The sequence below is a fragment of the Dyadobacter sp. NIV53 genome (assembly GCF_019711195.1).
GTDB lineage: Bacteria > Bacteroidota > Bacteroidia > Cytophagales > Spirosomataceae > Dyadobacter.
The window spans coordinates 6,647,966-6,668,755 of sequence record NZ_CP081299.1 but is presented as its reverse complement, the minus strand read 5'-3'; the positions used below and the strand labels follow the sequence as shown (position 1 = coordinate 6,668,755).

The window sequence follows — 20,790 nt, the reverse complement described above, 5'->3', positions numbered from 1 at the left end:
AATACATCTTGACTACTCCTATCCTTCCAGTTCGTTTTCAGTAAATTTGGTATCCTCGGTATTGCCGGTTTCTTCCTCAGCTTCTTCCTTTTGGAAATTTTCTACTTCGGCAGCCAGATCGCCCTCTTCTTTTCCAGCTGTTTCCAAGTCGTCGTGTGCCTGACCTTCTGCCAGTGATTCGGCCTTTTGATAATTAGCATCCGCATCAACTTTCACTTCGGCAATAGGACTTTCCACCTCCGGCAATATTTCTACTAGTTCAGAGCCGGATGCATCTTCCAGTTTTTCTAAGGCAGCATCAACCTTATCCACATCATTTTGCAGTTTGATATTATTGACACCATTGTCTAACTCGGATCCGATTACTCCTTCAACAGCTTCCCCCTCTTCTTCAAGTAACTCTTTTTGCTCTTCATTCTGCATTTCTTCTATCTTTGGCCCGGCATCTTCCAATAGGTCCGGCAACTTGCTGTCCAGGTTGACGTCCACATCTATATCATCAAGCAGCTTTTGCAGTTTTTCCTTTACAGGAACAATATCGGATTCGCCATCAGATTTCAACTCATCAAGCTTTACACCACCCAGGTCATCAGAGAAATCAGGGTCATCCGACTCTTGTGATTCTCTTATAGAATCCTTATACTCTTTTATGCGATCCAATATGGCCATAACAGCTAATCCGCAAAGCGAGATTGCCAAGCACACTCCAAAGAATATGCCGAAACCTTTTAAGACCTTAAAAAAGGAATCCGGATTTGCATGCGGATAATTGTCGTACCCGGTGTTTTCCGGGTTTGGCACTGCTTGGCTATCATAACCCAATACTTTTTTACCGCTTACCAATCCTGTTAAAACGGGGACGATCGTATTGTCCGTGGCAACACCGGTCAATGTACTTTTTAGGACAAATGTCCCTGAAAGACAAACCGTAGCCGCTGCTACGCTTTTATTATCGATAAACTGCCCGTCAATAAAATACAGCGGCTTTGTTGCACCATCTGCATCGGTGAAACTCAGGCCGAAGCCAGGAAGGCTTTTATCGTATGTCGTAACGGCAGGGAGCGAAATAGTGATCGAGCCTGCATAAGTAACAGAACTGCCATCGCCGGAATACAGGTAGTGCGTCCTGGTCGGCTGATATGCTGCCCAAACGTTAGGAAACTGTGAAAAGTAAGTAGTTACCGCACTGATCGAGTCGATAGTCACATTCGGGAAACTTGTCGCAGCGAAAAATTGGGAAACCCCGGCTTCTATGTCCGTGTCGGTGCCATTCCCATTTTGTATGGCCTGCATAGCGGCGGCATAGTTCTGTGAAAGACTGGAAGTAGGATAAGCAGATATCGTCTGTAAAAACTGTTCAGTCTGGGTCATAGTCATGACATCATCGTCAGTGATGGTTACAGGATCGTATCCGCGTCCCTGGTAAGAGGGAGCTGAGCGGCCAATTTTCACCGGGAACAGGTTCGAGGCTTTTGCATAGATAATATTGTATACCTGCAGATAGGATGGCGTTATGCCAGCAGCATCCAGGGCAATGGTGGCTGTGCTTTTTGCAGCGAGTGATTTCTGACCACTGGCCGTGCCCAGTTGTACCAGATTTTGTTCATACCCGCGAAGACTGTTATCGTCTGAGAATGTGTTCAGCATGACGACTTCGATGGCGCAATTGTTGGCAACGGACAGGTTTTTGCTCATAGGGATGCTTCCCACCTGCATTACGGAGGTATTGGATTGTGACATTATGATCCGGAGTTATATGGTTAGTTTTATTTTGGTAAGCTTTAATCAGGCTGCCGTTTGGTTTGCCGGCCCGGCTGGCATGGCGGCTGCACCTTGTAAATACCGGTGAAGCCTATCGGGCAACCCATTATAGCCCCCGTTTATGCCCCTGGTAATCCTTTTGAAATATTCCAGGTTAGCACCGGAATCGACAGGCTGCAGCGGGTTGATCTTGTCTGCAAAAACATTCAAACCCGCACGCTGCCAGAACCATCCGGCACTGAGCGCAGCATATTTGAGCTGGTCCGGGCTGCACTGGCTGATATTCTTTCCACCCAATAGTGTTGGATTTGCTATAAAATCAGCCTGAAGTGCTGCACTGACCAGCTGATAGTTATTCCTGCCCGTAATCTGGATCAGTCCCCGCCCTTTAAACTTTATGCCGTCGCCCGGATGGATATTTCCAAGGCTTGCCCGGCCTTCATACGCCGCCCCGCTGGCCAGTTCTTCGGTGTAAAAAAGCCCTCCGCTTTCATGTGAAACCTGGGCCATAAAACATAGCTGGCGTACCGGTGTACTGATATCAAACCGGTCAAAAGTCTGGTTGATGTAAGGCAGGAAAATATTGGCATTGGCAGCTGTCGAGCATGCCACAGCCTGCAATTGTGAACTTGTCATAAAAAGGCGGCTATCTTAGGTTAACTGCGTAAAATTGTTCCAGGCTCATCAGCACATTGGCATAAGGCTGGCTGCTGACCTGCACTTCTTTACTGAATGGACGGTCAAGTGTATAAATCAGAAACATACACATGGCCAGATACCCAGAAAAAAAGCCCAGACTGATCCTTTTAAGCCACTCCGACGACATGGTCAAAAAGTAAGAAAAGACAATCAGGACTACACTTCCGGTTTGCAGCGTAAACCACACCAGGGCCGGTATCTGCGACCTGACATAACTAAGCCGTTTTCTTCTCAGGTCACTGATACGGCTCAGGTCCTGGTCGACCACCTGGTAAATGGCTTCTTCGCGCTTGCCGGATGGCTCTATTTGCAGCAACGCCAGCCTAAGGCTTGGAATGGCACTTGGCCGCTCAGGTGCATCTTTTCCCTTCATCTGCCATTCGTCATTTATTACCTGTCTGCAATAACTTATCATTGCGGTTTTGATGGACAACTGCATGCTGTCGGGTAAGGTAGTAGTGTGCGCCATAATACCATTCAGCATATCAGCTTCTTCTGCAATGGTCTTGTTCAGGTCTTCATAGTCGTCCCAGACAGCGATGATCACAAATGCCAGTATCAGCGAGTAAATCAGGCCGATTGCACTAAACATGATCCCAACCACCTCATTATAAACAGGGGCCATCCTGGTATGCCAGAACTTTTCGAAAATAAACAGGCCCAACTGTGCAAGCAGTACACAAAGCAGTACGAAGAGCATGCACCAAACAGTTGCAGGCAGTCTTCCTGCGACTTCCGGGTTCAGGATATCGCTGATCATAGCTTAAAAATTAACTAGACTTTAATTGCACCGGTAATCGTACCGATGATCATGTTGATCAGTCCGTTGCGGAACTTATCGATCTGAACGGCAGCCAGTCCCGCTTCTTTAAGCGCAGTAAGCTCTTCCAGCGATCCTTCTTCCTGAAGCAGGAATTCCAGGTCTTCCTTTGTGAGCGCACCAGTCTCCACTTCCACAGCCCATCGGGCAAGGTCTGATTTGGCTGCTTCCAGCACCTTTTGGCCGTCTGCTTTTGCCTGGCTGACATAGCCGTCCACAGATTCTTTCGCTACCGATTCCACCCCACTTTTCAAATTGTCGTACAATTCATCAAAATTGATCACACTCATATTTTCAGGAGATAACTAGTTAGAAATTTGTTTGATTTTGCCGCTTTCCAGCTGTGAGATCTGATCGAAAGATTCGCTCACCAGTTGCTGGGATTCTTTAATAAATGCAGCGTCCAGCGTTTTTTCTTTCTGCCATCTTTTAATAAATCCTGCAAAGGAATGTCCGGTCGAATCACGGACAATTACCCACATTTTCTCAGAAACCTGATTTTTTGGCCTGTTCTTTTCGTACTCATACATTTTTTCAATGGCAGTCCGGACTTTTAATACGTCCGAACTTTGCGTTTCATAAGGCTGCGTGGCATTCCCCATCAGGTTGATGGCATCCACTTTTAAGGAAGTAGACTGGGCGTAGGAATACTGGTCAAATTTGGAAATGGTAGAACAGCCGACGTGAAAAACCAGACTTAGAAACAAACAACCTGCGCCGGAAACGGCTGAAATAAGTTTTCTCATTGTGAGGAGTATTTACATTTAGAAATAGATATTCTGAAACTCAGCCGGAAGAACTCCGTTATTTGATTTTTTCCGAAAACCCTGAAAGCGATAACCGGATTGGATTCTACAAAGGTAAAACGGAAGAAAAGTGCGTGCAATAGCTAATTCAGGCTATTTTTCAATACAGTTCTAAGTTGAACCTGACTCTTCACTTATTACCATCCCGGTTTAATACCGCCCCGCCATGAATGTGTAATTTACTGATGATATCCCTGATATGTGCGCTCACCCTGCCGACAGGAATCACATGTTTTTCCGAGATCATCTGATAACTTATTCCGCTTGCCATTTCCATGAGAATATCCAGTTCAGATCCTGTCAGGTTATATACATTACGCCTGCCGTTCATTTTTGTTTTACTGAAATAATTCAGCATCATGCCAGCTAAGCCGGGCATAATCAGGAACTTATCCCGCGCTGCTTCCCTGATACTTTCTATAAGCTTCGCATTGGATGCCGTTTTGAGAATATAGCCATGTGCACCAGCCAGTATACAGTCAAATATGATTTCATCGTCTTCAAAATCTTTTTGCATCACAACAAGTGTATCAGGGAAAAACTGCCTGAAAAACCTAACATCCTGAATTGCACCAGCTTTCAGCGCATTTACATCCATGATTACCAGATCGGGCTGAATACTGTCAGCATTAGCAAAAATCCCGGCATAATCTTCGCCATCAGCAATACAGTGCATTCCGGGCTGCAAATTGATCAGGAATTTTAGAGCATCACGCCTGTTCTTATTCAGTTCAAAAATAGCAATCCTGATCATTACAATTAAAATGGGTTATTCTACCAGCAAACATTATGATCCCCGCCAAAACAGATCATTTTTAGAATCAGCGTTATCCATACAACATCATGAACCACAACTAACGCATAGCAATAAACGCAACTGTCCCCGGATTTTTATCTGCATTGATTTCGTCTCAAACAATACGGTTTTGAATAGCTGACACTACTGCCTCTGAAACTGTGTGGACGTGTAGTTTCTGGTATATATTTTTAACGTGATTGCTTACGGTAAATACGGAAATGAATAGTTCAGCAGCAATCATTTTGTGGCTTAACCCTTTCACCAGTCCGGTAAGGATATCAATCTCCCTTTTGGAAAGATCATAATTCTTTTTTTCGGCCCGGGGTTTTCTTTTGTTAAAATAATTAAGGACACGCGCGGCTATCGACGGAGTCATAGGGGCGCCTCCTGCTTGGACTTCCCGGATCCCTTCAATAAGCTTTTCGTTAGAAGATTTTTTCAGGATATAACCGTGGGCACCTGCCGATAGGCATTCGAATATGGTATGGTCTTCTTCAAAAACCGTCTGCATAATAATATTTATATCAGGATAATGCTTCTGTAGTAGTCTCACACCTTCTATACCGCCAACGTCCGGCATGTTGATATCCATTAAAACAACTGATGGTGTATTGGTCGCGAGGTTTTGTACAAGTCCGGAGCAATTTTCGTAGCATCCTACACATTCCATTTCGGGCTGCAGGTTAATCAGTAATTCAAGCGCCTCCCGGCGGGATTTGTGGTCATCGAATACTACAATCTTAATCATCTTTATTGTAAGGGTTTATATTGGTATTGCAAATTTAATAATAGAATTTTTTAACATCAATAGCTAAATTTAGCTATTTTTCTCAATAGAATTTTATCAAATTAGAATAATCATTTCTATTATGATTACTAAACTTATTTTACAAATGTAGTTACCAAAGTTTTACTCACAAATAGCTAAATCAGGCTATTTTTGCAGTGTTAAGTCAGACTTATCAATCCTGCCTTCTTGCTAAAATTTGTTCTTTCAAATCGGCGTAATTTAATTTATACCTTTTAAAAATTAAATTTCCTTCTTAACAAACACAGCATTCCCACCTGAAGGAAACGACAGTTTTACGAACTTTCCGTCATCTCCTATCTTTTTAACCCCTTTAGAAAGAGCGAGGTTAAAGCTTTGTGAATCAATTTTCAAAATGGCCACACCCTCCTTTTCCGCGGTCAGGCTTACTTCCGAAATACTTCCGTTCTGTTTTTTTGCACTCACCAGCACAGCGCCTTCGGCACGCAGATTATTGAATTCTGCATCTTTCCATTCGGCTGGTAAAGCCGGCATGATCTCTATGAAACCTGCATAACTTTGCAGCATCATTTCCTGCAAACCGGCAGCAAAAGCAAAATTCCCTTCCAGTGTAAATGGGCGGTACGTGAATTTTGAGTAACCCGATTTGCTCTGATCGCCATTGGCGTGAAAACTATTGGGCAAACAGAAAGCTTTCGCAAAAATAGTTAGGGCTTCCTTTGCTCCTGCCCCGTTTTTTGCCCGCGCTTTCAGATTCGCAAGCCATGCATAAGAATAGCCGCACCAGAAATCAGGGCCAACTTTGTCGAGGAGCGCGATCGTGTTCGTAATTGTCTTTTGCGCTGATTCGCCGTCTTCCCATTTGATCAGTCCTAACGGGTGAATCGCCATCAGATGTGAGAAATGCCGGTGGGATTCTTCATAAGGCAAGTTGCGGGCAAACATCAGCTCTTGTTTTTCGGTCCTGGCATAATCAGGGAATTCCGCAAGAAGTTTCCTCCATTTCTCAGCCTGCTTCTGATCCTGCATGGCCACAGCCAGTTCGGCACCAGCCTTAAAAGTGAATTTGATCAGTGCCAGGTCATAATTAGTCGTTTCGGGAAACCAGGCTTCCAGACTATTGTCATGGATCTCAGGACTTGAACTGATCGGCAGGTGACGCTCGCCCTTCTGATTTTTAACCGTTATATTTTCAAAAAATGTGCACACCTCTCTGAACCACGGATATGCACGGTTTTTCAAAAAAGTTTTGTCCATGCGGTAACGCCACTGCAGGTAATAATGCTGGGCAAGCCAGCCTGATACAGTCGGCGAAAGTGAGTACTGGATCCAACCGCCCATTTCAGTCCCATCCAGTGTTGTTACACCCGGCACTGCCAATCCTTTTGTGCCAAAAAACTGTTCGGTATAGCGTAAATAATTGTTTTTGTTTTCATCCAAATGATCCAGATAACCCAAGGCTTCTTCGAGGTGGTTGCCACTGTATGCCGGCCAATAGCTCAGCTGGGTATTGAGGTCGTGGTGAAAATCACCTTTCCATGGTGGAATGCGGCCATTGTCGGCAGTCCATACCGCCTGCAGGGAAATTGGCGGAGCGCCACGCCGGGCCGCTGATCCGAACTTGTATTGTTCCAGATACCATTGTTTTTCAATCTGTGCATCAGGCACCTGAATGGAAGATTTCTGCCAGAATGCCGTCCACCATGAAAGATGACTGTCGGATGCTACTGTAAAGGTTCCCTTTAACGCATTCTGAACCACAGTTGCAGCGGAAATTTGAACAGCCGCTTTCACAGTGGCGACCGCCGGAAAATGTGAAGAAATGCTCCATACTCCTTCCACATTACCATTTCCAGCAGATTTCCACTGCACGTTCACCTCATATCTGAAACCGCCCCACCCTTCCTGATTATAGGTGATGCTGTTTTTCTCTTTTTTGATTACACCTTGTTTATAACCCAGCCGCGCCAGATCATCGCCACCCACAGGGTTTGGTTTTTCGTTCGGATCGATTTTTCCACTATATCCGGGAGCGATCAGTTCTGGTGAAAAGTCAGGACCTGCACCTTCAAACCGGAACCAGCCTTCCGGCCTGGTCGCATGAACGAAGGTGCGCAGCTTCATACCGTTAGACCATTCTACCACTGCCGAAGCACCGGACAATTCCACATCCGCTTTCCTGACCGTTACACCGGCCGGCATACTAAATTCCAAAGCGCCCGCAGGAATTTTTGATGGCGCTGGTTCCGTATCATAAGGGACATCAAAATATTGCTGTACAGGTTTGTAATCTTTTTTCTGAACCTGTTCCTGTACCCATTTATAGCTGAATTCTTTGCGATGAAGGCCAGCCATCGGACGCATATCCCACACATCGGCCCTATCCAGTGAAAAACGGAGTTTCCCGTTTTTTTCCCAGACGAGTGCGCCTAACATCCCATTGCCGAGCGGAAGAGCTTCATCCCAGCTTTGTGCCAGTTTATCAAAATGCAGGTCATGTTTAGGTTTTGGCTGCGCGTAAAGAAGCACAGGTACAAGTAAAACCAGGATCACAAGCCGGAATTTACCGGAAAAGATTGATGCAGAAAATCGGATGTTCATATCAGGTTTAGGAATAAGGGGCTTTTCCTCAAATTTAAGGTTTATCCGGCTGTGAGCATTGATTCACGGCAATTTTGTATCCGCTATTTGCTGTTTTTTTCTAAATCAAAAAAGTCGCTTCAAGTCCCGTAACCACATCCTGAAACGATAAGTATCACCAGACAATTCTGCTCTCAATACAGCCAAATGAGGAAAAATTAATTTCACATTCATGTCAGCCTTATTACGTGGTCCTACCTTTCGGTTAGAAAAAGAAACAAAATCATTTGAACAAAGAAATCATGAAAAATCCAGTATTAGCGGCCCTTTTTGTAACCGCATTAATCACAAGCAAAATCTTGCATGCACAACCAGTTGGATTACCGGCGGGTCCGGGTCCTCGTCCCGTAGCCGGTGCTCCGGCTCCCGGAGGACCGACTCCCGGAGCACCGTCTCCCGGATCGCCCGGACTTCAGGCTATCAATACGATACAAGGCAAAGTTGTCAAATTACAGGGGAATGATGATTTCATTTTTGACGGCTTTTACATGCTCAGCGCAGCGGATAGTTTGCTCGTGAAATTCCCGGCACACATGGGATCGCAGATTTTTGCTTTAACCAAACCAGGTTCACAAGTGTCAGTATCCGGAGTTGTTGAAAACGCTCGTTTCGGGGCAAGGGAATTCAGGATGGTTAATCTGAATGCGGCAGGAAAAACATTAACTGACACACCACCAAATACAGCACCTGCACCAGCACAGGAGACAGCCGTAACAGGAAACGGGAAAGTCACTTCTTTCCAGACTGACAGGGAAGGAAGGATTAATGGTTTTTTTGTCGATAATAAAACTGTGCTTCGCCTGCCACCACATATATCCGTGCAAATGGGTAATTCGATCAGCAAAGGCACTGCTATTTCATATTCGGGAAATCAGAAAGTAAAGGCACAGGGAGAAATTCAGTTAGAAGATTACAAAGTCGTGCGGTGCAACACAATAACTGTAAATGGTCAGCAATATCTGGTCCGGTAATTTTCATTTCAAAATAAAATAAGGCGGCGCAATTGTTGCCTTATTTTTTACAAATTTATTTTATGATCAAATATATTTCAACAGTGGGGCTTTTGATCCTTTCCAATGCCTTCATGACACTTGCCTGGTATGGACATCTTAAATTTTTCAGCAAAGAAGGAGGCCATGCTTCTACACCACTTTGGATGATAATTTTTCTTAGCTGGGGACTAGCCTTTTTTGAATATTGCTTTCAGGTCCCGGCCAACCAACCGCATAGGCTCATCCGAAACGGGAGGGCCTTTTACACTTGTTCAGTTAAAAATTATTCAGGAAGTTATCACCCTTGTTATTTTTATGATATTCTCGGTAACATTTTTTAAAAACACGCATTTTACGACCAACCATTTAATTGGTTTTGCCCTAATGGTAAGTGCTGTTTATTTTATTTTTAAATCATAATGGGAGTTTCTAAATCCCGATCGCTACGAGGATTGGATTTTATAAACTTTACACTGGCAGATGTACGCGACGGAATCGGGCCCTTTTTGGGCATTTACCTCCTTTCTTCCCAGCACTGGAATTTAAAAGACATCGGCCTTGTCACCTCCATTGCAACCTTTGCAGGTGTTGTGATCCAGACTCCGGCAGGCGCTTTTACAGACCGGTTTAAAAACAAAAAGATAATAGTCGGAACAGCAAGTCTGCTGATCGGTGCGGGAACGCTGCTTATCCTTTTAAAGCCGGGTTACACAGTTGTTGTCGCCAGTCAGGTAATTGTTGGCATTGCTGCAACCTTCATCGCTCCGTCCATTGCTGCCATGACCCTGGGACTCGTCGGTTATAAAAAGCTCGAGCAACGCACCGGCCGGAATGAAATGTTTAACCACAGCGGAAATGTAACATCTGCGGTCATATCAGGTTTGATCGGCTATTACCTCGGATTGCAGGGAATATTTATTTTCACATTGTTACTCTCATTTGCAAGTGTATTTTTCCTGCGTTTCATTGATAATGAAGAGATAGATTACCAACTTTCAAGGGGCAGTTACTCAAAAGATAAAGCACCAGGCTTAAAGTCTTCCCTGAATATTATTTCAAACAGGCTGTTCATTGTTTTCACAACTTGTTGTGTACTCTATCATTTTGCCAATGCAGCCATGCTTCCTCTTGCCGGACAATACATCGTTTCTGCCAACAAGGTAGATGCGTCAGTTTACATGTCGGCCTGTATTGTCCTTGCTCAGCTGGTTATGGTCCCAACTGCTGCCTGGTGCAGTCATAAATCAACAAGCGGGCGAAAATGGCTGATGCTGGTCTGTTTTGCAGCGTTACCTGTCCGCGGACTGCTTTATACCCTAAGTCCGAATCCTTATTTTATTACATCAGTTCAGGTTCTGGATGGGTTTTCCGCCGGTATTTTCGGCGTAGTCAGCATACTCATCGTTGCTGATTTAACCAAGGGTTCCGGACATTTCAACCTGGCGAATGGAATCCTGATTACTGCTGTCGGACTGGGTGCATCATTAAGCAATGTTGCAGGTGGTTATATTGCAAATATGTTTTCTTTTAAATACGCTTTTTTATTTCTTAGTGCCGTGGCAGCGCTGGCATTTATCATCTGCCTGCTATTTATGAAAGAAACGTACGAACCGGATACACAGTGAAAAAAATGATGTCAAATTGGAAAGGAGCCATCCTGCTGCTGATTTTATTGGTAGCAGGATGGCTCATATACCGATTTGATGAAAAAAAATTAATCTCCGCAAACAAAACAATTCCGGGCAATATTCCGATGCGCGGAAAACTAACTACAATCACAGGAACGGTTTTAAAATATGGCAGCAATCATGGGGGAGACATTGACAGATTCATGCTGGCTTCGGACCAGAAAAATATCTGGATACATTTTCCGCCTCATACAGCCCGTTTAGTAACATCCTTTGCGGTTGTCAATAATTTAATTGAAGCAGTTGTAGATCCAAACAGCCCTCCCGGCCATGAGTCCGGCCAGGTTTTTGAACTAAAACATCTGCACAGCGTATCCGCCAAAACAGATCTGGATATGGCCCTTATTCCGGCTCCGGCTCCCAGAAAAGGATTTGAGATTGAAATAAAAGGAAGTCTTGCAAAAGAATATAAACATGGAAACGCGCCGGGAAATACTTTTATCCTTTCAGGAAAACTGGTTTCACTTCCTCCTCACATGGCACGTGAATTGTTTCCATTGATGAGTAACGCAAAATCTATTTTGGTCAGGGGCTATATGCGTGATTCAACCGAAGGATTTTTATCAGCTTCCGGGCTGTCTATAGTAAAAGCCGGTTCTATACAAATTGACAGCATTATTTATAAAATACGTTAACAATTCATCAGTTTATCGAACCACCGCTTAAATGAAAATACTAGTCGTTGAAGATGAACCGAAACTGGCTGACTTTATGCATAAGGGCCTTCAACAGGCTGGTTATATGGTACAGACCTCGCATAATGGCTCCGAAGCGCTGAACAAAGCCGCCTCGGAAAATTTTGATTTGATACTATTGGATCTGATGTTACCAGGAATGACAGGAACCGACATCCTGAAAAACCTGAGAGCTTATAAAATTTCCAGTCCTGTTATTATTGTAAGCGCTTTAAGCGGTACTTCACAAATCGTGGAAGGCCTGGACCTTGGTGCTGTGGATTATATTAAAAAACCGTTTGAGTGGGAAGAATTACTAGCCCGGATTAGAATATTACAGCGTAAAGCTTTTGCCAGTGAAAGCACAAAAATCAGTGTAAACGACCTGGTGATCGATCTGATGACACGGCTGGTAACCCGGGCAGGAAAGCAAATTCAGCTTACTGTAAAAGAATTCACCTTGCTGGAATATCTGATAAGGAACACAAATCGCGTGGTGAGCAAAAACCAGATTCTGGAAAACGTATGGAATATGGATTTTGACCCTGAGAGCAATATTGTTGAAGTGTATATGTACCAGCTGCGCAGAAAGATTGACAAAGGTTTTGAAAATCCACTTATCGAAACGGTAATTGGCATTGGTTATAAACTTGCCGGCACTAAATCGTCGTTGTGAAAACGCTCATATCCTACCCTTTTTATACGAGCCTCAGGTTTCGTTTCGGACTTATTTTCGGATTTGTATTTCTTTGCTTTTTACTGGCAACCGGTTTAGTACTTTATTCGAATGTCAAAGGGCAATTTGAAAAAAGCTTCGCAGCTCGGTTGCAGACGCAGGGAAACCTGATTCTGCAGGAAACCGAAATTAATCCGCTCACAATTCCTTTACCTGCCTCCGCTGAATATTTCCGATTGATCTATGATGCCAGAAACAGACATGATACGCTATTCAACAATCTTCCCGGATCGTTAAATAAATCAGTAGATCATACCGAGCCATTATTGTGGCGCTCTGTAAAATTGAACAGAATCCTGGAAACGGGTGGTTCTATCCAAATATTATATGTGCTTCCGGCAACGGAGCTGATCCGTGATATACAAAGGCTGCAAGTGATATTATTCCTTTATTTTCCGCTTTCATTCCTGGCTGCTTTCGTAGTCGGATATTTCCTGTCGGGCTTTTTGATGCGCCCCATCGAAAATATTGTAAAAAAAGCCAATGACATTAGTCTGCAAAACCAAATAGACCTGCTCGAAATACCTCCTGTAAAGGATGAATTGCATAAGTTAACCGGTTCTCTCAACCAGATGTTGGGCAGAATCCAGAAACAGGCGCAACAACAAAATGCTTTTTTTGCCTCTGCTTCGCATGAACTCAGGACTCCGCTCAGTGTGATGCTGACAGAACTGCAAACTCTGCAAAGTGATGTACATCAAACGGAAGTAAAATCAGTTATTAAAAACCAGATAACAGAAGTACAGCGCCTGAATAAAATTATTAATGATTTCCTGTTAATGAGCCAGCTTAAATCAGACATGCTGGTTTTAAATAAATCTGAGGTGCACCTGCCGGAAATTACTATAGAAATTTTAGAACGCCTCACCGCAAAAGCCCAGTTAAAACATCAGACTTTTAAAATAGAACTTATCCCGGAAGATGGCGAATTTGAAATACATACCGACAGATCCCATCTGATGACCATTCTTTTAAATTTGCTGGAAAATGCAATAAAACATGGACAGCCGGAATCTATAATACGCATTAGAATTACAGAAATAAGTGATAAAATATCATTTATAATCCAAAACCCATCACAATCTGAAATTAATGACATCACAATGCTTACCAATGAATTCAGAAAACAGGACTTGGGCAGCGATGGATTTGGACTCGGTTTATGGATTGTGAGCCGGCTCGCTGAAACCATTGGCGCTGCTTTTGAAATGCGTTACGCACAACCTGATTTCACGGTAAAACTACTGTTCATTAAGAAAGATTTTTCAGCAAAGCGTGAACCTGTAATCCCAAACTAAGCTCCTTTTCAACACGCTCCAGCAAATATTCAGCATCCTTGCCCACACCTGAGAATCTTGCTGAGCCCCAGGTATTCTGCCATGTAAGTCCCAAAAAGTACAATCCTGGTGTATCTGTGATGCCCCTTTTGTGAATGGGAAAACCTCTTTCACCTAATACTGGTAATTTGATCCACGTAAAATCGTGACCGAAACCGATACACCACACGACCGATGTAATTCCTGTGTTTGCCAGATCCAGCTCTGTAATTTCCTCAACCGGCTCCCATGCAGGCTGATACGGCGCTTCAACGGGAGCATCAATCCCATTTTCCATAATGTACCTGTCGATTTTCATTTTGATGTTTTCAGAAACTTTGTCCGCATAATCAAGATTGGCTTTTAGTTTCGGGTCAAAACTTAACGCTTCGTTTTTTACATCAGTTAAAGGACCGTACAATTTCATTCCTTCGAGCGCAAATTTTCTCAGGTCGATTTCCCGTCCGCCGTCACGCCCGGTTACGTAATGATTGGTTTTTTCCCTGACATTTTCGCCTTCCGGATGTTTCTCTACGGGCAGGTCGTAATATTCCATTTTATCGAGCCATTCAACCACATCTTTACCTCTGTATTCCCGCGCACAGCGGGGAGCATTCCCAACGCAAAGGTGTACTTTTCTGCCTTCCAGATGCAAGTCTTCGGCGATCTGGCTACCCGACTGGCCGGTTCCGACTACCAACACTTCACCCGCCGGTAATTCCCCGGGATTTTTATAATGAGCGGAATGGACATGGGTAATTGCAGAAGAAAATTTTTCGGCAAGTTTCGGAAGGGGTGCTGAATGATAGTTACCGGTGCAAACCACAACTTGCCGTGCAAAATAAATACCTTCGGAAGTACTCACTTCGAACAATTCAATTACCTCATTTTTTTCGACTTTTAGTACATCAATTCCCTCAATAACCGGAGGTTCAAAGCTTTCCACATATTTATCCAGAAAGTCAACGATTTCGTCCTTTACCATAAATCCATACGGGTCGTTGCCGGTGTAGGAATAGCCAGGCAGATTGCATTGCCAGTTTGGAGTAACCAGGCAAAAAGTATCCCAACGAAAACTGCGCCAGGAATCAGCTATTTTTTTCTTTTCGAACACAATGTGATCAATTCCTTTTTGCTTCAATAAGTAACTCATCGATAGCCCCGACTGGCCGCCACCAACTATGATAACATCATAATTCCTTTTCATATTTATATTAATTAAAGTAAAATTTGGTTAACGGGTGAGAGGGTAAAAGGGTAACGGTTGAACCGGAGATTTGCACGGTACCTATCTTTTCGTAAAAAATCTCTCGCAATTATGACTTGCCGGGTGGCCCGAGCCATCGAAAATGGGACTTTTCTCACTTTGAATTGGCTAATTGTCTGTCAGGCTGAGCCTTCGGCCGATGCGGTCGAAGCCCAGGCAACCAAATTATCACCATTGATAATCAAGATGTTATATAACTGTCAATGGTAGCTTTCGGACCAATGATGCAGTCGAAGTCCGAGTGATTAATTGGTTTATTGATCAGAGTTTTAGAAAATTTTCAAATTGCAGCCTACGGTTTGCAATCCGGTCAAATTCCCATTATTAAATTATAGATCACTAACAATCAATGAATTAACCAATTCGTCAATCGTAATGTGCAATCCGCAGCACCGTCGAAATTTTCTCAACCAGGTGCATCTGACAAATTAACCATAAACTATATACGTATCTCGACATTAATAAACCAATTCCCCGCCCAATCCGGCTGCTGTAATAACGCGTGGCACCCAGTCTTCTGCACCAATGGAACGTATATGTAGCCCCGAAATGCCTTCCATGGCTTTTATTCCGTTGATCAGTTCGAGCGTAACTGCCAGACTTTCAGATTCGCTATTGTTGCTTTCAATTCTTTCCAGTAAATGCTGAGGAATCGTAAGTCCCGGAATTTCTTTCAGAATATGTAATCTTTCCGCACCGCTGAAAGGAAAAACTGCACCGATAAAACGTGCTTTTTTATGTAAACCTCTTCTCACAACTTCTTTCATCCACAGTTCCATGGGCCCCAGCTCGAATACAGCCTGAACCTGAATATATTTTGCACCTGCTTCTATTTTCTTTTCAAGGCGTGCAAAACTTTCGGCCATCTTGTCTGGTGTACAGGGAAAATCGATTGTTCCTACACAAAAAGTTGGTGCCGGTTTGATCACATCCCCATTAAACATCCTGCCAAAATCGGATAGCTCCACGATCTTTCCAATGGCCTCTACACTTCCCATATCCGATGCATCTTTTGCGGTTGGATCACTACCTATTGAACACGGGTAACCGCCCAGGATGATAATATTTTCGAGGCCAAGATTAGCGAATGCGAGCAGATCTCCCTGCAAAGCGATCCTGTTTTTATGGCGCAGCGTAAACTGCAAGATCGGCTCCATTCCGGCATTTTTACATAACATCGCCGGAATCATGTTGCTCATTCTGGCACGTGAAAGCAAATGATCGTTGATCTGAACCACGTCCACATACTCGTTGATGATCCGCGCATGTTCCATAAATTTAGTCAGGTCAAAGTGCCTGGGCGGCGTCAATTCCGCTGACGTGATAAACTTATCAGATGCTAATAGCTCAGAAAACCTTGGTCGGGAATGGTGGTAAGCTGCCATGGGAATTAATGATTGAATGACGGAATTATAGAATGAATGAATATTGCGTCGTGTCACCCTGAGCTTGCCGAGGGCTTCTTGCATTTACCCTTCGATAAGCTCAGGGTGACAGCTACGAACTCATATTCAATATTTTAACCTGCAATTCATCACCCGGAACCGCACTGCTTTTGATCTTGTCAACCAGCCTGTTCACCCTAGCAAGTTCACCCATTGCAGATGTGCATTCGTAGCCAAAACGTTCATAAACACGTTTGCTCGCATGGTTTAGCGCTTTGGTGCAACTATTTTGAAATTCATCCAGCGACATGACAGAAGCACTTTCAAAATACTCTTTGATGACCGTTGATGGTGAGTAAATTATCTCCTCTTTTTCATCAGGAAGCTGCACTCTCAGATAGGTTTCGGGCATTTTTTAAAATGTTTAGAGTTCAAAGTTCAAAGTAAACAGCGCGTACTTATTGGCTTTTGGATATTTAAAAAATTTCGCTTCTGATTGAAGCCTATTTTTCACTCAAATTAAGTTAAGAGTAACTCAGTATTTTTACTTTTGCATAAGTAATTGAAAATCAGTTAAAAAATTCTGTTTACTTTTTACTATTGACTTAATACTAGTTTAAAATTTCCGTTTCGTTGTTTTTTTTCAATGCAATTTTCCTGCTTTCGTTAATCTCTCCGATTACAGCACAGGTAATTCCTCCCGATTTAAACTTTTCGATAATCGTCACTGTATCAGTTTCATTCGCCGTTAGCAAGTAACCATAACTTGGAAAACTGATCAGCCATTTCAGCAAATCAATGTTTTCGGGTATTGGAATTTGATCGAGATCTACAATTGCACCCTTTTCTGATGTACGAAGTAACATACCGAGCGTACCCACAATACCACCCATACTTATGTCCTTAGCCGCGCAACTCAGTTCTGCTTCGGCTATTTCATGCATGAAACGCATGTTTCGCTGCAATTTTTTCGGTGAACTGGTTGTGCTTGCATTCCAAAACGGATAATTTTCAAAATAAGCACCATCCAAATCAATCGCCATCAGCAAATTATCACCTGCTTTCGCATCAAAACTCGTCAGTAACTTTTTTGCTTTTCCAATGATCGATACGGCCAGGTTCAGATCATTTCCGTAGCAGGTATGCCCTCCAACGATCGGCACATCATAATCAGCACTAGCCCTTACCATACCTTTCCAGATTTCCTCGCTAGCCTCCTTATCCTTCGACCATAATACATTTGTTATTGCTACCGGCAAACCGCCCATCGAACATATATCGCTGATATTGACCATGATGGATGAATATCCGGCAAACCAGGGTGAATTTCTTACAAAATTCTGAATCAGTCCTTCGGCAGCAAAAAGTGTGTAAGTCCCGTCACCGTTTGGAATTGCGGCACAATCGTCCCCGTTTCTGATCTCAAACTTAGTATCCGTTTCACGAAGCATCAGATGAGCCGGATCGACAAACGCAGAAGATCCCGAATGCACATAAGCCCGCTCGATCAACAGTTTGTCCTGCACCAGGGGATTTGCCAGCAATGAACTAACGATCTCTTTTAACTCCATCTATCAGTGTTAAATTAACGGGAAAAGGAAAAAATGTTCAAAGTTCAGAGTTCAAAGTTCGACTAACATCAAAAAGACCTGATAACTGATTTTCAATTGTTTGAACAGAATTATCTTGCTTAATAAAGTTGATCCGGTACTATCATCAACAGCTTGTACAATTGGTCCTTTACGCGCTTATCTTCTCATATTTAGCCAGTTGCGTTATTGAAATGGTGGATGGCGGATAATAATCCAGGTCTGCCTGCATAAAGGCATGCTCCATTCCATGAATCGTTACCATATCTAAAACATGCCAATGTAACCTTTGAAAAAGCTTTACATTCTGAACCTGGATATGCGCATAAAACTCTTTGCAACCCAAAGCCCTCGCTGTTGAAACCGCCTTAAAGATTAATGCTGCACCAATTCCAAGCGTGAAAGGATTCAGCGCGATGTTCCCATCAAACAATTTGTCCGAATTAAAACCTGCGATCAGCCTGTACAATTCTGCCACACCCAGCCTGCTTCCGTACCAGATTCCCGGCTCACGCTCATCGATCCTGACTACGCCAATTACCTCATCGAGTGCTCCGCCACAGCTGCATTCGGCCACGATCGGGATTGCACGATCATCAATTTTATCAAGGTCGCTGCCCTCAAAAATTTTCTGTTCGTCGCAGAATATGCGTTTTCTCAAATCCCAATACTGGCGTTGCTGCCACGGTTCCGAGGCGAAGTCGAAAGTGATAAACTTACACTTGTACGGTAGCGGTTTCTCGATGATCATTTTTCTATCAATGTTAGAATTGTTAGCTGATTACTTCCAGAGCCTTTTTCTCATAAACTTTGAGCGTCGAACATGCACCACATTTTCCGCAGCCTGACTTCATTTTATCAGATGTCAGATCTGCTTCCGCCAGCATTTGACCCACTTCTGACAAGACCATTTTCATAAAATGGCGATCCGGTGCCGGATGATTTTGCAGAGGTGTATTTTTCACGGGAACAAATGGAACAACAAACGGATAAACACCGATTTGAATCAGTTCACGGCTCATTGTGATCAGACTTTCCGCACTATCCCCCAAACCTGCAAGCAGATAAGTTGAAACCTGTCCTCTGCCAAAAACCTCAACAGCTGCTTCAAAAGCTTCCATGTAATAATCCATCGGCACTTCTGCCTTGCCTTTCATAATCCGCTGGCGTACTTCTTCTTCCACCGCTTCCAAATGCATTCCGAGCGTATCAGCTCCGGCATCTTTCAGCTTTTGGAACCATCTGAAATCATTTGGTGGCTCACACTGGACCTGAATCGGTAAATCAGGCAGGACTTTTTTGATCGCAACTACACTATCGTACAGGATTTTAGCGCCACGATCCGGTGTTCCTGGGGTGCCGGTTGTGATGACAAACTGCTCAATACCGTCCAGTTCATAAGCCGCTTTCGCGACTTCCGCCAGATGATGCGGTTTTTTGAACGCAATAGTCGTTTCATTTTTCAGCGACTCGCCTATTGCGCAAAACTGACATGATGTTTCTTTGTCGTTGTACCGGATACAATTTTGTAAAACGGTTGTTGCCAACACGTTATGACTATGCAATTGCGCGATTTTCCAAAATGGGACCCCGTCTGAACTGAAATGCTTGTAAAACTCAGGTACCTTCGGAAACAGCCCAAAACCAACTTGCTCCCCGTTTTTCATAATGGTTGTCGTCCCAAAATCATCCGGATCCGAAGCAGTGAAAGGAGAAACATCCGAAGCCAGATTGTACACCGGAACCATGATCGTCGTTCCGGCGATACGTACCGCCTTGTGATCGGTTGGCCCGGCTCCTCCCCGTCTTCCCTGAATGTTCTGGCTGTTTCCAAGCCGGAGGCCAAAGGTTTGCAGCGCTATTAACAGTTCGTCGCTTTTCATAGGTTCACATATTTTTCATCCTCGGAAACAACTTCTTTGGCAGCCAAAACCTGCTGAGAATCCTTATTTAAACGCAATGAGAGCAACTCCGGACGTGAATAATGACCCACAGAATCCATCATTCTTTTTCTCTTCGTAATCAGCGCCATATCCAGATCGGCGTAAATAATGCCTTCGCCTTGCGTAAGCGGCTCACATAAATGGACACCTTCCGGGGAAATGATCGCAGTCATACAGCCACCCCGAAGCGCCTTTTGCAATTTGGGATCCGGCGTAAGGATATTGATCTGATCTTCATCCAGCCAGCCTGTTGAATTGATCACAAAACAACCCGATTCCAGCGCGTGGTGACGGATCGTTACCTCCATCTGATCCCCAAAAATTTGTCCGACAAGCGAACCCGGAAACTGGCTGCAATGGATTTCCTCATGATCCGCCATCAGTGCGTAGCGGGCGAGCGGGTTGTAATGTTCCCAGCAAGCCAGCGCACCAATCCTGGCAATGGCGGTGTCTACGGCTTTCAATCCGCTTCCATCTCCCTGGCCCCAGATCATACGTTCGTGATATGTAGGCGTGATTTTTCTTCTTTTCAGCACAATTTCTCCTGTCACATCATATACAAGCTGCGTATTGTAAAGCGACCCGTGATCCCGCTCATTCACCCCCAAAACAACCACCATATTGCATTCCCTCGCTGCCTGGCCCACCATGTCGGTCAGCGGGCCGGGTACCACCACCGATTCTTCATACAATTTCAGGTGATCTTTTCCCTGAAAAACGGGTGGCGTGATGAATGAAAAATACGGATAGTATGGTACAAATGTTTCCGGAAATACGATAATGTCCGTACCCTGGGTTGCAGCAGTCCTGATCGTATCACATACTTTTTCGGTCGTCGAAATTCCGCTGAAAAGAACCGGTTTTATCTGGGCAGCGGCTGCTTTGATGATTTTTTTTGAAGCCATT

The 20,790-nt window shown here is 44.0% G+C and carries 20 protein-coding genes and 1 pseudogene; 6 read left to right on the top strand and 15 right to left on the bottom strand.

The window, feature by feature from the left end; genetic code table 11:
- Nucleotides 1-18 precede the first annotated feature (18 nt).
- The 8 genes from KZC02_RS27385 to KZC02_RS27350 all read right to left on the bottom strand — a co-directional run bounded on the left by KZC02_RS27385 (nt 19) and on the right by KZC02_RS27350 (nt 8,255).
- The gene (locus KZC02_RS27385; protein WP_221391579.1) at nt 19-1,740 is read right to left on the bottom strand and encodes a hypothetical protein; all 1,722 of its coding nucleotides are present in this window, start codon (nt 1,738-1,740) and stop codon (nt 19-21) included.
- A 45-nt stretch (nt 1,741-1,785) separates the two neighbouring features.
- Entirely contained in the window at nt 1,786-2,397 is a 612-nt protein-coding gene (locus KZC02_RS27380) for a hypothetical protein (RefSeq protein ID WP_221391578.1), read from the bottom strand.
- A 10-nt stretch (nt 2,398-2,407) separates the two neighbouring features.
- The gene (locus tag KZC02_RS27375; protein ID WP_221391577.1) at nt 2,408-3,220 is read right to left on the bottom strand and encodes a DUF4239 domain-containing protein; all 813 of its coding nucleotides are present in this window, start codon (nt 3,218-3,220) and stop codon (nt 2,408-2,410) included.
- A gap of 14 nt (nt 3,221-3,234) precedes the next feature.
- Nucleotides 3,235-3,570, bottom strand: coding sequence for a hypothetical protein (locus tag KZC02_RS27370; RefSeq protein ID WP_221391576.1), 336 nt, complete (start codon nt 3,568-3,570; stop codon nt 3,235-3,237).
- Between the two features lie 15 nt (nt 3,571-3,585).
- On the bottom strand, nt 3,586-4,026 hold the full coding sequence (locus KZC02_RS27365; protein ID WP_221391575.1) for a hypothetical protein: 441 nt from the start codon (nt 4,024-4,026) through the stop codon (nt 3,586-3,588).
- Nucleotides 4,027-4,216: 190 nt separating this feature from the next.
- A complete protein-coding gene (locus KZC02_RS27360) occupies nt 4,217-4,840 on the bottom strand; it encodes a response regulator transcription factor (RefSeq protein ID WP_221391574.1) in 624 nt (207 codons plus the stop codon).
- Between the two features lie 157 nt (nt 4,841-4,997).
- Complete coding sequence (locus KZC02_RS27355) at nt 4,998-5,633, bottom strand: response regulator transcription factor (RefSeq protein ID WP_221391573.1); 636 nt, start codon at nt 5,631-5,633, stop codon at nt 4,998-5,000.
- Between the two features lie 282 nt (nt 5,634-5,915).
- Entirely contained in the window at nt 5,916-8,255 is a 2,340-nt protein-coding gene (locus tag KZC02_RS27350) for a glycosyl hydrolase family 95 catalytic domain-containing protein (RefSeq protein ID WP_221391572.1), read from the bottom strand.
- Nucleotides 8,256-8,536: 281 nt separating this feature from the next.
- On the opposite strand from KZC02_RS27350, the gene KZC02_RS27345 reads away from it, so the two are divergent.
- From KZC02_RS27345 to KZC02_RS27320, 6 genes and pseudogenes are all read left to right on the top strand, one after another.
- Complete coding sequence (locus KZC02_RS27345) at nt 8,537-9,265, top strand: hypothetical protein (protein WP_221391571.1); 729 nt, start codon at nt 8,537-8,539, stop codon at nt 9,263-9,265.
- A gap of 65 nt (nt 9,266-9,330) precedes the next feature.
- Nucleotides 9,331-9,706 (top strand): annotated as a pseudogene (locus KZC02_RS27340) (DMT family protein).
- Nucleotides 9,706-10,911, top strand: coding sequence for an MFS transporter (locus KZC02_RS27335; RefSeq protein WP_221391570.1), 1,206 nt, complete (start codon nt 9,706-9,708; stop codon nt 10,909-10,911). The pseudogene KZC02_RS27340 and the gene KZC02_RS27335 overlap by 1 nt, the downstream one beginning before the upstream one ends.
- Before the next feature lie 5 nt (nt 10,912-10,916).
- Nucleotides 10,917-11,609, top strand: a complete 693-nt coding sequence (locus KZC02_RS27330; RefSeq protein WP_221391569.1) for a hypothetical protein — start codon at nt 10,917-10,919, stop codon at nt 11,607-11,609.
- A 31-nt stretch (nt 11,610-11,640) separates the two neighbouring features.
- Nucleotides 11,641-12,324 carry a response regulator transcription factor gene (locus KZC02_RS27325; protein ID WP_221391568.1) on the top strand — a complete coding sequence of 228 codons (684 nt, stop codon included), beginning with the start codon at nt 11,641-11,643 and terminating at the stop codon, nt 12,322-12,324.
- The gene (locus KZC02_RS27320; RefSeq protein WP_221391567.1) at nt 12,321-13,682 is read left to right on the top strand and encodes a HAMP domain-containing sensor histidine kinase; all 1,362 of its coding nucleotides are present in this window, start codon (nt 12,321-12,323) and stop codon (nt 13,680-13,682) included. Before KZC02_RS27325 ends, KZC02_RS27320 begins: the two co-directional genes overlap by 4 nt.
- Here the strand turns inward: KZC02_RS27320 and KZC02_RS27315 are convergent.
- From KZC02_RS27315 to KZC02_RS27285, 7 genes are all read right to left on the bottom strand, one after another.
- A complete protein-coding gene (locus KZC02_RS27315) occupies nt 13,636-14,907 on the bottom strand; it encodes an MSMEG_0569 family flavin-dependent oxidoreductase (protein ID WP_221391566.1) in 1,272 nt (423 codons plus the stop codon). The genes KZC02_RS27320 and KZC02_RS27315 overlap by 47 nt on opposite strands.
- Nucleotides 14,908-15,425: 518 nt before the next feature.
- The gene (locus KZC02_RS27310) at nt 15,426-16,352 is read right to left on the bottom strand and encodes a methylenetetrahydrofolate reductase (RefSeq protein WP_221391565.1); all 927 of its coding nucleotides are present in this window, start codon (nt 16,350-16,352) and stop codon (nt 15,426-15,428) included.
- Nucleotides 16,353-16,464: 112 nt separating this feature from the next.
- Nucleotides 16,465-16,764 carry an MSMEG_0570 family nitrogen starvation response protein gene (locus tag KZC02_RS27305; protein ID WP_221391564.1) on the bottom strand — a complete coding sequence of 100 codons (300 nt, stop codon included), beginning with the start codon at nt 16,762-16,764 and terminating at the stop codon, nt 16,465-16,467.
- A 199-nt stretch (nt 16,765-16,963) separates the two neighbouring features.
- The gene (locus KZC02_RS27300) at nt 16,964-17,923 is read right to left on the bottom strand and encodes a sll0787 family AIR synthase-like protein (RefSeq protein ID WP_221391563.1); all 960 of its coding nucleotides are present in this window, start codon (nt 17,921-17,923) and stop codon (nt 16,964-16,966) included.
- Nucleotides 17,924-18,092: 169 nt separating this feature from the next.
- Entirely contained in the window at nt 18,093-18,692 is a 600-nt protein-coding gene (locus tag KZC02_RS27295; protein ID WP_221391562.1) for an MSMEG_0567/Sll0786 family nitrogen starvation N-acetyltransferase, read from the bottom strand.
- A gap of 22 nt (nt 18,693-18,714) precedes the next feature.
- Nucleotides 18,715-19,824 carry an MSMEG_0568 family radical SAM protein gene (locus tag KZC02_RS27290; protein WP_221391561.1) on the bottom strand — a complete coding sequence of 370 codons (1,110 nt, stop codon included), beginning with the start codon at nt 19,822-19,824 and terminating at the stop codon, nt 18,715-18,717.
- A complete protein-coding gene (locus KZC02_RS27285) occupies nt 19,821-20,789 on the bottom strand; it encodes a Nit6803 family nitrilase (RefSeq protein WP_221391560.1) in 969 nt (322 codons plus the stop codon). Before KZC02_RS27285 ends, KZC02_RS27290 begins: the two co-directional genes overlap by 4 nt.
- Nucleotide 20,790 lies beyond the last annotated feature (1 nt).